Source organism: Micromonospora sp. DH13 (assembly GCF_020873825.1).
Taxonomy (GTDB): Bacteria; Actinomycetota; Actinomycetes; order Mycobacteriales; family Micromonosporaceae; genus Micromonospora; species Micromonospora haikouensis.
Genome location: NZ_JAHWGR010000012.1, coordinates 71,659 through 84,827 on the forward strand (window position 1 = coordinate 71,659; position 13,169 = coordinate 84,827).

Consider the following 13,169-nt stretch of genomic DNA (forward strand, 5'->3'; position numbering starts at 1 on the left):
CACCCGTGCCGGATGCCCGGACCGCCCGGTCCCCGCCGCCCCCCAGCGTGCGGGGACCGGTGTCTCGGTGGAGCCCGGCCCGCGCCGACCACGCACGGCCGGTCGAGCCACGACCGCGCACAGCCGGTCGAGTCGCGACCGCGCACAGCCGGTCGAGCCACGACCCCAGGCCGCACGGTCAGGCCGCGACGGGCTCCTCGATGCGCAGGCCGCGGGCGCGCACCTCGTCGGCGACGCGGGAGAGCAGCGCGTCGAGCGTCACCAGGGCGGTGGAAAGGTCACCGAGCTGTTCCTTGAGCGTGTCCTCGGACCACGCGGAGACGTCCACGTCCCCCAGAGCGCTGACGGCGGCCCCGAGCCGCGCCATCACCTCGTTCGTACTCATGTTCGAAAGGCTATACCAGGCTGTCCCGCGACACGCCGAAAACACCCCGATGAACTGGGACGTTACGGTTCCGTCACCTAACTCCGGTTCGTGCCGGCGGCGTCACCCGCGCCTCAGCGGCCCCGCTCCGCCGCCGCGGCCACCTTCGCCAGCAGCAGCGCCTCGGCCGCGCAGACCCGGGCGAACTCGCCGAGGTGCAGGCTCTCGTTCGGCCCGTGTGCCCGGGCGTGCGGGTCCTCCACCCCGGTCACCAGGATCGCCGCCTGCGGGAACATCTCCTGGAACGTGGCGATGAACGGGATCGACCCGCCGATGCCGATGTCCACGGGCTCGGTGCCGTCCCAGGCCGTACGGAAGGCGTCGCGGGCCGCGTCGAACATCGGGCCGGACGCGTGGATGACGCACGGGGCACCGTCGTGCTCCAGCGTCACCGCCACCCGGGCGCCCCACGGGGCGTGCCTCGTCAGGTGCTCGCGCACCGCCGCGTACGCCCGCTGCGGGTCGTCGCCCGGCGCGAGCCGCACGCTCAGCTTGGCCTTCGCCGCCGGGACCAGGGCGTTCGGGGCCTCGCCGGTGGCCGGGGCGTCGATGCCGAGCACGGCCAGCGCCGGCTTGGTCCAGATCCGGTCGGTGATCCGGCCGGTGCCGATGAGCGACACGCCGTCGACCAGCCCGGCCTCGGCCCGGAACCGGTCCTGCGGGTAGTCCACGGTCGCGCCCTCCCGGGCGGACAGCCCGGCGACCGCCACGTCCCCGGCGTCGTCGTGCAGCGTCGCCAGCAGCCGGACCAGCGTCGTCAGCGCGTCGGGCACCGCGCCGCCGAACATGCCGCTGTGCACGGCGTGGTCCAGGGTGCGGACCTCCACGAAGCAGTTGACGATGCCGCGCAGCGAGGTGGTCAGCGCCGGCACGCCGACGTCCCAGTTGGCCGAGTCGGCGATCACGATCACGTCCGAGGCGAGCGCGTCGCGGTGCTCGGCGAGCAGCCGCTCCAGCGAGTCCGAGCCGTACTCCTCCTCGCCCTCGACGAAGATCACCACGCCGACGGGGAGCCGGTCACCGAACGCGCGCAGCGCCGCGACGTGCGCCATGATCCCGGCCTTGTCGTCGGCCGCGCCCCGGCCGTAGAGGCGGCCGTCCCGCTCGACGGGCTCGAACGGGTCGGACTCCCACAGCGACAGGTCGCCCACGGGCTGCACGTCGTGGTGGGCGTAGAGCAGCACGGTCGGCGCGCCGGGCGGGGCGGCCCGCGTCCCGATCACCGCCGGCTGCCCGCCGGACCGCACGATCCGCACGTCGAGGTCGCAGCCACGCAGCAGCTCCGCCACCGCCTCGGCGGACCGCTCGACGTGCGAGTGGTCGAAGCCGTCGAAGGCGATGCCGGGAATGCGGACGAGTCGTTCCAGGTCGGCGCGGACGCCGGGCAGTTCCCGCGCGACGGCGGCCCGCACCTCGGCGTCGGACATGATCGGTGAGGTCATGACCGGCATCGTATGCCGGCCTTACCGAGGCCGGCGGCGGACGTACTCGGTCCCGGGGTCGTGCGGCACGTCCGGCGCGCCGTCGACGACCAGGTCCACCGCGTCGGCCGTGCCGTCGGCGGCGAAGTGCGCGCGCTCACCGACGTGCCAGCGGCGCAGCTCGGGCAGGATCCCCGGCCCGTCCCGGGCGACGGCCCGGGTCAGCCGCAGCTCGGCGGGCGCGGTGACCAGCACCGACAGGGTCAGCTCGGGCCGGACGGCCGCCCGCGCCGCCGACACCCCCTCGACGATCACGACACCGGCGGGCGGGACGGGCAGCTCGCCGGGCAGGAAACGGTGCCGCACCCAGCTGTACCGACGGTAGGACCCCGGCTGCCCGGCCCGCAGCGGGGCGAGCACCCACCGCTCCAGCCGGGGCCAGAAGGTGAGCTGGTCGGCCCAGCCGTCGAGCAGGTCGTCGGTGTGCACCACCGGTGGTCGCCCGCCGCCGGGCAGCGCCGCCAGGGCGTCCGCGAGGCGCGCCGCGAAGAGGCTCTTGCCCGCGCCGCTCGGCCCGTCGACCGCCACCAGTCGGGTACGCCCCAACCGCGCCGGCCCAGCCAGCACCCGCCGGCCCAGCCCGGCGTACGTCTCGACGACCGGCACCCCCACGGCCCCGACGCTAGCGGTCCGCCCCGGCGGGCACGTCGGCCGTACGTCGTCCGGTCGAACCGAGGCCGTTTCGTTGCGCGGAGTCCCCGGGCCGCAGGCATGATCGTGCCGTGCGCCACAACGTGATGAGCCCGGGCATCGACGCCCTGCTGGAACAGGCCCGTTCGGGGGTCCGCCGGCTGACCCCGCACGAGACGGTCGAGGCGGTACGCCTCGGCGCGCTGCTCGTCGACACCCGCACCGATGCGCAGCGCCGGGATCAGGGCGACCTGCCCGGCGCGGTCGTCATCGACCGGACGGTGCTGGAGTGGCGGCTCGATCCGGCCAGCGAGTGGCGCATCCCCGAGGCCACCGGGTACGACCGGGAGATCGTGGTGGTGTGCCGGCAGGGCTACAGCTCCAGCCTGGCCGTGGCGAGCCTGCGGACGCTCGGCCTGCACCGCGCCACCGACCTGGTCGGCGGCGTCGAGGCGTGGCGGGAGGCGGGGCTGCCCATGTCCGACCGCCCCGCCGACATCCGCTACTGACCGCCCGCTCGCTACTGACCGCCCGCTGGCGGTGCTCGGGCCGGGCGGCGGTGCTGGGACCGGGCGGCGGTCAGGCCGGCTCGGTCACCCGGCCCAGCCAGTGGGCCGCCTCGGCCTCGGTGAGCGCCCCGTCGACCGTCAGGGCCGCCGACATCAGCGGGAACCGCCGGATGTTGTTCCAGCTCCGCTGGTACGGCGGCGGGTCGAGGACCACGACGCGGGCACCCTCGAAGAGCGGGATATCCGCCGGGGAGCCCTCGTTCCAGATCCACTTGCCGTGCCCGTCAACCAGGTTGAAGCTGCCCACGACGGTGCCGCCGAACCGGTCCTCGGGCGCGTCGGTGGCCACCTCCACCCAGGCCGGGTCGACGGTCAGCCCCTCGATCAGCCCCCGCTCCGCCGGGCCGGCGAGCGCCCCGGCCAGCAGGGTGTGCAGCTGGAAGTTGTCGGCCACCCCGTCGATGGTGACCCGCCAGCCCCGGCCCGTGGCCCGGTGCAGCACCAGCAGCCGCTCGCCGTCGAGCACCCGCAGCAGGCCCAGGACGCACTCCAGGTCGGGCCGCTCGCCGGCCAGCCCGGCACCGACCTCCAGCAGCCGCTCCCGGTGCGGGAACGAGGCGCGCACCGACGCGGACTGCTGCAACAGGGTGATCACGGGCATCGCCCAGGTGCCGGCCGCGTACCAGCCCTGGACCGCGTCGATGGCGGCGGCCTCGTCGTCGTACGCCTCCGTCAGGGCGGCGAGCGCGTCGTCCATCGTGGCGGGATCGTCGGGGTCGGGCAGGGCGTCGTCGCCGCGTACCCGCTGCCAGCCGGAGCGGAAGCGGTGCGCGCCGGCCAGCGCGGCGGCGAGCCCGTCGGCGGCCGGGGTGACCAGCTCGTCGGGGCGGGCCCCCAGCTCGACCAGCGCGCCGCAGAGGACGGAGAACTGGCCGCCCGCGCCGGTCCCGAGCTGCGGCAGCAGCGCCACGCACCGGGGCAGCACCGCGTCCAGCTCCGCCACGGACGCCTGCTGCGCCGCCTGCCAGACCCGCGCCACGGCCCTGGTCATGGCGTCACCGTCGCGCCCGCGCACGGCCGCCTCGACGTCGGCGACCCGGTCCGCCAGCTTCCCCCTGCGATTGAAGATCATCGGCGCAGCCTAGCGAGCGCGCCGGGCCCCGACGGCCGCCGACGGGGGCGGCGGCGACCCGGGATCCGGCTCGCGGTCGCCGACCTGCGCGTGTCCGGACATGTGCGACACGTCACTGCCGGCGCGGTACCCGGGAGCCGGTCGGCGCGACGCTCGCTCCGCATGGCCGGAGCCCCTTTCGGCGCGGCGCTCCGGGTTCCGGGTGGGTTCGGCGCGACGCGCTGGATGGCTGGGGGCCGGGTCAGCGCGGCGCTCCGGATGGCTGGGGTACCTGGTCAGCGCGGCGCTCCGGGTGGGACGAACGGCAGGCCGGCGGGCGGACCGGACTCGATCAGCCGCCACAGGGCCGCCGTGTCGAGGTGCTCCTCGACCAGGTCGCCGAGCAGGTCCAGGGAACGCTCGCGGGCGGCGGCGAAGCTGGTGTTTGGGGCCACCCGGAACCCGGTACGGCCGGCGAGGCGGGCCGCCTCGGTGAGGAACCGGCGGCGGAACGCGTCGGACTCGAAGGCCCCGTGCCAGTGGGTGCCGCACACCGCGCCGCGCACGGCCCCCTCGCCGGTGCCGTCGGCGTACGCCAGCAGGGGCGGCAGCCCCGGGTCGGCCGACGAGACGTGCCCGTGGTGGATCTCGTACCCCCGGACCGGGACGCCCGGGTCGGCGGCGGCGGTGCCGGCGGCCTGCCGGACGGTCTTGCGCGCGGCGAAGGTGACCTCGACCGGCAGCAGGCCCAGCCCCGCGACGCTGCCCGCCCGGCTCTCCACCTCGTCGTGCACGGCCCGGCCGAGCATCTGGAAGCCGCCGCAGATGCCCAGCAGCGGCTTTCCGGCAGCCGCGTGCGCCGCCACGGCGTCGGCCAGCCCGGTCTCCCGCAGCCAGGTCAGGTCGGCCACGGTGGACTTCGAGCCGGGCAGCACGACCAGGTCGGCGGCGGCCAGCTCGGCCGGCTCCACGGTCAGCCGGACCCGGACGCCCGGCTCGGTGGCCAGCGCCTCCACGTCGGTGGCGTTGCTGATCCGGGGCAGCCGGACGACCGCCACGTCCAGCCAGTCCGTGCCGTGCGGGGCCGCCGGCCGACCGAGCACCCGGCCGTACGCGAGCGAGTCCTCCGCGTCCAGCCACAGGTCCAGGTGCCAGGGCAGCACCCCGTACGTGGGGCGCCCGGTGACCTGGGCCAGCATGTCCAGCCCCGGCCGGAGCAGCCCGAGGTCGCCCCGGAACTTGTTGATCACGAAACCGGCGACCAGCGCCTGGTCGGCCGGGTCGAGCAGGGCGACCGTGCCGAACATCGAGGCGAACACCCCGCCCCGGTCGATGTCACCCACCACGATCGTGGGCAGCCCGGCGTGCCGGGCCAGCCCCATGTTCACGTAGTCGCCGGCCCGCAGGTTGATCTCCGCCGGGCTGCCGGCCCCCTCGCAGACCACCACCTCGTACGCCTCCCGCAGCTCGGCCAGCGCAGCGAACGCCGCCTCGGCGAGCCGGGGTCGCAGGGCGTGGTAGTTGCCGGCGGTGACCGTGTCGACGGCCTCGCCGAGCAGCACCACCTGGCTGGACCGGTCGCTGCCCGGCTTGAGCAGCACCGGGTTGAACCGCAGGTCGGGGTCGACGCCGCAGGCCGCCGCCTGCATCGCCTGGGCCCGGCCGATCTCGCCGCCCCGACCGTCGGGGCCGACCACCACGGCCGAGTTGTTCGACATGTTCTGCGCCTTGAACGGGGCGACCTTCACCCCGCGCCGGTGCAGCCAGCGGCAGATCCCGGCGGTGAGCACGCTCTTGCCCGCGTCGGAGGTGGTGCCGGCGACCAGCAGCCCCCCGCTCACCTGCCCTCTCCCCCGCCCCACCGGCCCGCCCTCGCCGCCGCAGTCCTCGTCAGGGCGGTCCCCGCCGCCGCCGCGGTCCTTTTCAGCGTGGTCCCCGCCACAGCAGCGCCCGCCGCGGTGGTCCTCCTCAGCACGGTCCTCGCCGCCGCGCCGACCAGCCGGCCGACCGTCACCGGGTAGGCGGCGGCCAGCCCGAGCGCGGCCAGCCCCACCGCCCCGGAGATCCGTGCCGCGCGCTTCAGGTGCCGCGCCTCCGGACGGGGCCCGTCCCCGAGGTACGGCCGCACCTCCGACCGCCCGAAGTAGACGTTGCGCCCGCCCAGCCGCACGCCGAGCGCGCCCGCCATCGCCGCCTCGCACTGCCCTGCGTTCGGGCTGGGATGGTCGTCACGGTCGCGCAGCCACACCCGCCAGGCCCGCCCCCGGTCGCCGTGCGCCGTCGGGGCCACGGCGACGGTGAGCAGGCCGGTCAGCCGGGACGGCACGAGGTTGAGCAGGTCGTCGAGGCGGGCCGACGCGGTGCCGAAGCGGGCGTACCGCGGCGACCGGTGACCGACCATCGCGTCGAGCGTGTTCGCCGCCCGGTAGCCGAGCAGGCCGGGCAGCCCGGCGACCGCCCCCCACAGCAACGGGGCGACCACCGCGTCGGAGGTGTTCTCGGCGACGGACTCGACGGTGGCACGTGCCAACTCGGGCTCGTCCAGCATCGACGGGTCCCGCCCGCACAGGTGCCCCAACCGGCGGCGGGCCGCCGGCACGTCCCCGCCGCGCAACGCGCGACCCATCACCTTCGCCTCGTGGCGCAGGGTGCGCCCGCCGAGCACCGTCCAGGTGGTGGCGGCCACCAGCACTGCCCGAGCGACCGGCCGGTGCCGGGTGCCCACCGTCGCCGCTGCCCCGACCAGCACCGGCACGGCCACGGCGAGCGCCGTGAACGCCGCACCGGCTACCCGGTCCGGCCGGTAGACGCGCCGCTCCAGCGCACCGGCCGCCCGGCCGAACCCGGCCACGGGATGCCAGCGTCGCGGGTCGCCGAGGAGGGAGTCCAGCGCGTACCCCGCCACCAGCCCTGCCGCGTTAGCCACGGCGATCGACTGCCGCACCTGGCACCACCTCCGGCCGGCAGCCTAGCCGCCGCTCCTCAGCGGGGCGGCGTCATGCCGCCCGGATCGGGTCCGGGACCGGGGCCGGGCACCGCTCGGGCGAGGGTCGGCCGGGCCGGGCACCGCTCGGGCGACGTCATGTCGGCGACATGGCGGTATCCCAGCGCCAGGACACCGCCATGTCCCCGACATGATCACTCCTCCGGCCCGAGCCCGCCCCGTGCCGGGCCCCGGCCGGCGTGCGCCCCGTGCCGGCCGCCCGACCGGCGTGCGCCCCGTGCCGCGCCTCGGTCAGCCTGCCGCGCCTCGGTCGGCGTCCGCCGCCGGGCCGTCAGGCCGGTGCGCCGACCCGGCCCCGACCCCGCCGACCGCGCCGGGTCGGGGTCACCCCGTCGGTCGCGCCGCCAGCCTCCTCGCCGACCTCCTCGCCGGACGGCGCGGAGCCGTCGGATCCGGCCCCGGCGGACAGCCCGTCGTGCCCGGACAGGCCCAGCGGGCCACCGGACGGGGACGGCAGCGGGCCACCGGACGGGGACGGGCCAGCACCGGCCACGCCCGCCCCGGTCAGCTCCTCGTCGTCACCGAGCGCGTCAACCCCGCCGAACGGACGACCCGCGCCACCGCCGCCGATCCCGCCGCCCCCGCCGATCCCGCCGTTGCGGCCGATCCCGCCGCCCCCGTCGATCCCGCCACTGGCGTCGAACCCGTCGTCCTCACCGAGCCCGTCGTCGTCGGCGGAGCCGTCGTCCAGGTCGTCCCGTTCGTCGAGTTCGTCCAAGCCACGCGGGTCGAAGGAGGCACGGGCCGGGGCGAAGTCGTCCGGCTCGAAGTCCTCGTCGTAGGGGCGGCCCTCCGGCCCGCTGGGGGCCTGCCCGCGCGGGACCCGCTCGGTCGGCTCGCCGTTCACCCGGCTCTCCGCCTCGTCGTCCTCGACCGTGCTGGTGGCCACGTTCGGCCGGTTGCGCAGGAACCGCCCCCGCCCTCGGGACAGGTCGTGGCCGACGGCGACCGCCTCCAGCTCGTACACCGTGCGGTGGTTGCCCGCGTCGTCGGTCCAGTCGCGCGTGTAGAGCCGCCCGGCGACCACCACCGGGTCGCCGACCATCACGGAGGCAGCCACCCCCTCGGCCAGCTTCCGCCAGCAGTTGACGCGGACGCGGAGGCTGTTTCCGTCGACCCACCGGCCGCTGCCCCGGTCGAGCCGGCGGGCGGTGGAGGCCACCTTGAAGTTGGCCACGAGCGTGCCGCTCTGGGTGGTACGCCGCCACTCCGGCGCCGTCAGAACATTGCCGACGATCGTTACGTAGGTATCGAACATCGCCCCTCCAGGAAGAGATCGGGGTTGCCATCGTGAGTCGACTCGCCGCCGACACTGGCCGCCCCGGCCGGCCCGCCGCCACCGCGAGGCCGCCGCCTGTGGACAAGCCGACGGCCTGTGGACAAAGACCTGATCAAGCTCGGATGTGCTAGGCCCCCGGCCGGGAAGCGGCACGGGCGACCCGCCAGAGGCGTTTCCGGACGGCCCGTGACTGGGTACAGCCTTGATCAAGCGAGCACCACCGACGGCACGCCGTCCGATCAGAAAGGCCACGGGACATGACTTCCTGCCGACCCCGTACGACCGGTTCCGTCCGCACGGACGGCGAGGCGCAGCGATGAGCGCCGTGGCGAACCCCGCGACCGTGGCCGAGTGCCTGCGCGTCGGGGCCGGTTTCTCCCAGGGCGACCGGAACTGGATCGCCGAGCAGTTCGCCACCCTCGACGCCCGGCTGGCCGGCTTCCACGCCGACGCCACCGAGCTGGAGGTGTCGGTGAAGGACCGGGAGGCGCGGGGGCAGAAGGTCACCCTGGAGTGCTGGATCGCCGGCCGGCAGAAGATCGTCACCACCTCCGCCGAGGAGGACCTGCACGCCGCGCTCAACGACGTCCGCGACGACCTGCGCCGCCGGCTCAACGACGCCAAGACCCGGCAGGAGCCGCGCAACAACAAGCGGCTGCGCGACACCGGCCAGCCCGAGGCGGGCCTGCCTGGCACCGAACTGGACGACACCGACGCCGACACCGGCAGCGACGCGCCCCGGGCCGACGCCGAGACCGCCTGATCCGATCCCCGCCGGGGAGGTGGTGTCCGCCACGGCGGGCCGCCATCTCCCCGGCGGGGCTACCGTCGGGTAGCTTGCGGGCGTACCGTCGCGGTCGTGGAACCGGATGTGCTGGGGCCGCCGTACGAGCGGCAGACGATCGACCTGGGCACCGACGACGAGGGCCCGGTCGTCGCGACCCTGGTCCGCCGCCGGGCCGACCGGCCGACCCGCCGCGCGGTGCTCTACGTGCACGGGTACGTCGACTATTTCTTCCAGACCCACGTGGCCGACTTCTTCGCCGAGCGAGGCTGGGACTTCTACGCCCTCGACCTGCGAAAGTACGGCCGCAGCCTGCTCGCGCACCAGACCCCGAACTTCTGCCGCGACCTCAGCGACTACTTCCCCGAGCTGGACGCCGCCGCGAAGATCGTCCGCACCGACGACGGCCACGACACGCTGCTGGTCATGGGCCACTCGACCGGCGGCCTCGTCATCTCCCTCTGGGCGCACGCCCGACGCGACGCCGGGATCATCGACGGGCTCGTGCTCAACAGCCCCTTCTTCGACATCAACGCCCCGTGGGTGGTCCGCAGACCCCTCGCGGCCGCCGTCTCGCGCCTGGGCCGCAGCGCGCCGCGCCGCCGCCTCCCCTTCGGCCTCGGCACCGTGTACGGCGAGAGCCTGCACGCCGACCATCGGGGCGAGTGGACGTACGACCTGGCGTGGAAGCCGCTCGCCGGGTTCCCGGTCCGGGCCGGCTGGCTGAACGCGGTCCGCGCCGGTCAGCGGCAGCTCCGCGCCGGCCTCGACATCCCGGTGCCGGTGCTGCTGGCCTGCTCGACCCGCACCTTCCGGGGCACGAAGTGGCACGACTCGGCCGCGCTCGCCGACGCGGTCCTGGACGTGGAGCACATGGTCCGCTGGGCGCCCCGCCTCGGCCGGCACGTGACCCTGGCCCGCTTCGACGGCGGCATGCACGACCTGACCCTCTCCGGCCCCGCCGTGCGGGAGAAGGTCTTCGTCGAGGTGGGCCGGTGGGCGGAGGCGTTCCTCGCCGCCGGCCCGACGCCAGAGGAGCCGACGCCCGAGGAGCCGGGCGACGCACCATCGGCCGAGGAGTCGGCCGCCCAGCCGACGCCCGAGGTGCCGGCCAGTCGGGCACCTGCAGAGGCGACCACGCCGAGCGCGGAGCCCGCCGCAGCGAGCTGACCGGGCGAAACAGGGGTGCCCGCCGGCACCAGGCCGTGCGACGCTGAACGCGCGTCGACGGGCCGCCCCGTCGCGCCGGGCACCCTCGGCGCGGCGGTACCCTCTTGGCGCGAGACCCACCAGCGCGCGCCCGTAGCTCAGCGGATAGAGCAGGGGACTTCTAATCCCAAGGCCGCAGGTTCGAATCCTGCCGGGCGCACAGCACTTTCTCTCAGCCGATCGAGCCGCGTGGGGCTATCCGTGGTGCGAGCGAGCTAGGTTTGCCGCGTGGCGAGTTCGAACGGACGCACGAAGCGGCAGCGCGGCGAGGTCGAGACCCTGCCCAGTGGGTCACTCCGCGTGAAGGTCTACGCGGGGGTAGACCCGATCAGCGGCAAGCGGCACTACCTGACCGAGGTCATCCCCGCCGGCCGCACCGCCGCCAAGGAAGCGGAGAAGGCACGCACCCGGTTGCTGGCCCAGGTCGACGAGCGGCGCAACCCGCGCACTCGCGCAACGCTCGACCAGCTCCTAGACCGATGGCTTGAGGTGGCCGACATCGAGGCCACCACCCGCATGGGGTACGAGAACAAGCTGAACAAGCACGTACGGCCGACGCTCGGCAAGCTGCCGGTCGGTCGGCTTGACGCCGAGACGTTGGAGTCGTTCTACGCGAGTCTGCGCCGCTGCCGGGACTGGTGCGGTGGCAAAGCGTTCGTGACGCACCGGCTGAAGGGCGAGCACACCTGCACCGCGAGATGCCGCCCGCACGTCTGCAAGCCGCTCAGCCCATCGTCCGTACGACAGATCCACTGGATCCTGAGCGGTGCGCTGAGTCGCGCGGTGCGGTGGCGCTGGATCGCGGTCAACCCCGCCGCACAGGCTGAACCACCTGCCCCGCCGCACCCCGACCCGCAGCCGCCGAACCCGACCGACGCCGCCCGCATCATCACCGAGTCGTGGCGCGACCCGGACTGGGGCGCGCTGGTCTGGCTCGCCATGACCACCGGTGCCCGACGGGGCGAGTTGGCCGCGCTGCGCTGGCATCACCTCGACCTGGCCGCCGGCGTGCTGACCCTTCGGCGCAGCGCCTACCTCGACGCCGACGGCGCGCTACAGGAGAAGGACACCAAGACCCACCAGCAACGACGGGTCGCCCTCGACCCCGAGACGGTCGCCGTGCTCACCGAGCTGCACGCGCGGTACGTCGACCGCCTGGCGCAGCTCGACGCGACGCCCGACCCGGCCGACTACGTCTTCTCCCCCGAGCCGGACAACAGTCGCGGCTACCGCCCCGACACCATCACCCAGCGATACGGCCGGCTCGCCAAGCGGCTCGGCATCGACAGCCACATTCACGCACTGCGGCACTACTCCGCCACCGAGCTGATCAATGCAGGTGTGGACGTGCGGACCGTCGCCGGCCGGCTCGGTCACGGCGGCGGTGGAACCACCACGCTCAGGGTCTACGCCGCATGGCTGTCGGAGTCCGACCAGCGTGCCGCCGGGACGCTCGCCGCCCGGATGCCGACCCGCCCGACGTCGACCACTCCGCCGAACAGCCCGTACCGGGTGATTGCCGAGGAACTTCGCGAGCAGATCCGCACCGGAAGTCTCAAGCCAGGCGAACCGCTTCCTACGGTCACCGAGTTGGCTGCGGCACATGGGGCCTCAGTCGGTACCGCTCACCGCGCAGTGGCTCTCCTGGCAGCAGACGGCCTGGTCAACGTCTCCCGAGGTAGACGGGCAACCGTCCTGAGGCATAGGCCACCACAGGTTCTTACATAGCGAGTGGGAGAATGGCCGTTCACGGAATGGGCGACTTTCCTCGCATCCTACGGTAAAGACGATACCCACGGGCACGGAGAGACACCTTAGGCTCCGGAGATGGTTCGATCCCCATCTTGCGCGCGTTGGCCGCCCAGATAGCGCGCTGGGCCGAAGGCTCAACTCCGTTCTCGGGATCGTTGTGCACAGCTTCCACGGGCTCAGCCAGGTGCCGTCGCCACCATCGACCGCTGGCATCACGAAAAATCAAGGTAGTTCCGAGACCAGGCTGCCCTGGATGGTCAACGTTAGGCCATACGAAGTCCACGACTGCCTCGCTTTCCGGGCCAACGGCATCAACCATCACGGCGAAGTCACCGTAGGTTTTCTTCCGACCAGTGTTCACGACCTGAACCTTGGCCGGGCCAATAAGTTCCTTGCTACCGTTGTGAATAGCGGCGGTCAGCTGAATTACCGGCGCGAGCGCGATATGGCGAGCCTTATCCTCCGGCGAGGAGGGCGGTACGATGGCCGCGCAGCGGGCATCCGTCCAACCAATTCTCGCGCCATCAGGAAGCATCTCAAACTGGGTGCCAGGATCATGGAATTTGAGGCTAATTAGCTTGGAGTAAACGAGCCGCGCCTGCCCTTCGCGGCGCTCCTTGACGCTACGTGCGTAGGAGATGGCGGCGATTAGGAAAGCTAGCGATGTCCCTGCCGCTGCCAGCCAATCAGGCCATGAGCCCGGAGTGATTTGTCCGATGAAACCCGGCGATTTGTTGACCATGTCAACGAGCCCGGTGATCGAAGGCTCCGGAATCGGGCTGGCCGGCAGCACAGGGGAGACCTCGGCCGACGTGAGGGAAGGCGACACCACGACTGTGGGTGCTGGGGTCGGTACTGAAGCAAACAACACGCCGGACAGTATGGTCTTCCTCATCAAGCCCTGCTATCTCCAAGGTGGACGGGTGCGGCAACGAACCTCGGGCCAACTTGCGTTCCTTCGCCAACCGCTGCCCTGGCTCGGCCAT

General features: G+C 73.9%; 10 protein-coding genes, 1 tRNA gene and 2 pseudogenes. 5 read left to right on the forward strand and 8 right to left on the reverse strand.

The genetic code is table 11. The annotated features are described in order from the left end of the window. Positions 1-178 precede the first annotated feature (178 nt). The 3 genes and pseudogenes from LPA42_RS14160 to LPA42_RS14170 all read right to left on the reverse strand — a co-directional run. Positions 179-385 carry a hypothetical protein gene (locus LPA42_RS14160; protein ID WP_043966249.1) on the reverse strand — a complete coding sequence of 69 codons (207 nt, stop codon included), beginning with the start codon at positions 383-385 and terminating at the stop codon, positions 179-181. Positions 386-498: 113 nt separating this feature from the next. Next, entirely contained in the window at positions 499-1,851 is a 1,353-nt protein-coding gene (locus tag LPA42_RS14165) for a dipeptidase (RefSeq protein WP_198956641.1), read from the reverse strand. Next, positions 1,844-2,708: pseudogene (locus LPA42_RS14170) on the reverse strand (uridine kinase); the annotation flags it as partial. The pseudogene LPA42_RS14170 and the gene LPA42_RS14165, both read right to left, overlap by 8 nt. On the opposite strand from LPA42_RS14170, the gene LPA42_RS14175 reads away from it, so the two are divergent. Continuing rightward, positions 2,643-3,044, forward strand: coding sequence for a rhodanese-like domain-containing protein (locus LPA42_RS14175; protein WP_043966639.1), 402 nt, complete (start codon positions 2,643-2,645; stop codon positions 3,042-3,044). The pseudogene LPA42_RS14170 and the gene LPA42_RS14175 sit on opposite strands and share 66 nt — an antisense overlap. Before the next feature lie 70 nt (positions 3,045-3,114). Here the strand turns inward: LPA42_RS14175 and LPA42_RS14180 are convergent, their stop codons facing one another. The 4 genes and pseudogenes from LPA42_RS14180 to ssb form a co-directional block, all read right to left on the reverse strand. Next, positions 3,115-4,176, reverse strand: coding sequence for a hypothetical protein (locus LPA42_RS14180; protein ID WP_077938647.1), 1,062 nt, complete (start codon positions 4,174-4,176; stop codon positions 3,115-3,117). Positions 4,177-4,451: 275 nt separating this feature from the next. Continuing rightward, positions 4,452-5,996, reverse strand: a complete 1,545-nt coding sequence (locus LPA42_RS14185; protein ID WP_228986603.1) for a cobyric acid synthase — start codon at positions 5,994-5,996, stop codon at positions 4,452-4,454. Next, a complete protein-coding gene (locus tag LPA42_RS14190) occupies positions 5,993-7,099 on the reverse strand; it encodes a cobalamin biosynthesis protein (RefSeq protein ID WP_228986604.1) in 1,107 nt (368 codons plus the stop codon). The genes LPA42_RS14185 and LPA42_RS14190 overlap by 4 nt, the downstream gene beginning before the upstream one ends. 886 nt (positions 7,100-7,985) lie before the next feature. Then, positions 7,986-8,417: pseudogene (gene ssb / locus LPA42_RS34435) on the reverse strand (single-stranded DNA-binding protein); the annotation flags it as partial. 337 nt (positions 8,418-8,754) lie between these two features. On the opposite strand from ssb, the gene LPA42_RS14200 reads away from it, so the two are divergent. The 4 genes from LPA42_RS14200 (at position 8,755) to LPA42_RS14215 (ending at position 12,159) form a co-directional block, all read left to right on the forward strand. Then, positions 8,755-9,201 carry an HPF/RaiA family ribosome-associated protein gene (locus tag LPA42_RS14200; RefSeq protein WP_077938645.1) on the forward strand — a complete coding sequence of 149 codons (447 nt, stop codon included), beginning with the start codon at positions 8,755-8,757 and terminating at the stop codon, positions 9,199-9,201. A 96-nt stretch (positions 9,202-9,297) separates the two neighbouring features. After that, positions 9,298-10,392, forward strand: coding sequence for an alpha/beta fold hydrolase (locus tag LPA42_RS14205; RefSeq protein ID WP_198956639.1), 1,095 nt, complete (start codon positions 9,298-9,300; stop codon positions 10,390-10,392). 126 nt (positions 10,393-10,518) lie between these two features. Further along, positions 10,519-10,591: transfer RNA gene (locus tag LPA42_RS14210), tRNA-Arg, on the forward strand. A gap of 68 nt (positions 10,592-10,659) precedes the next feature. Continuing rightward, positions 10,660-12,159 (forward strand): tyrosine-type recombinase/integrase, encoded by a 1,500-nt coding sequence (locus LPA42_RS14215; RefSeq protein ID WP_077938643.1) that lies wholly within the window; start codon positions 10,660-10,662, stop codon positions 12,157-12,159. 19 nt (positions 12,160-12,178) lie between these two features. Here the strand turns inward: LPA42_RS14215 and LPA42_RS14220 are convergent, their stop codons facing one another. Next, complete coding sequence (locus tag LPA42_RS14220; RefSeq protein WP_144082702.1) at positions 12,179-12,925, reverse strand: hypothetical protein; 747 nt, start codon at positions 12,923-12,925, stop codon at positions 12,179-12,181. Between the last annotated feature and the right edge of the window lie 244 nt (positions 12,926-13,169).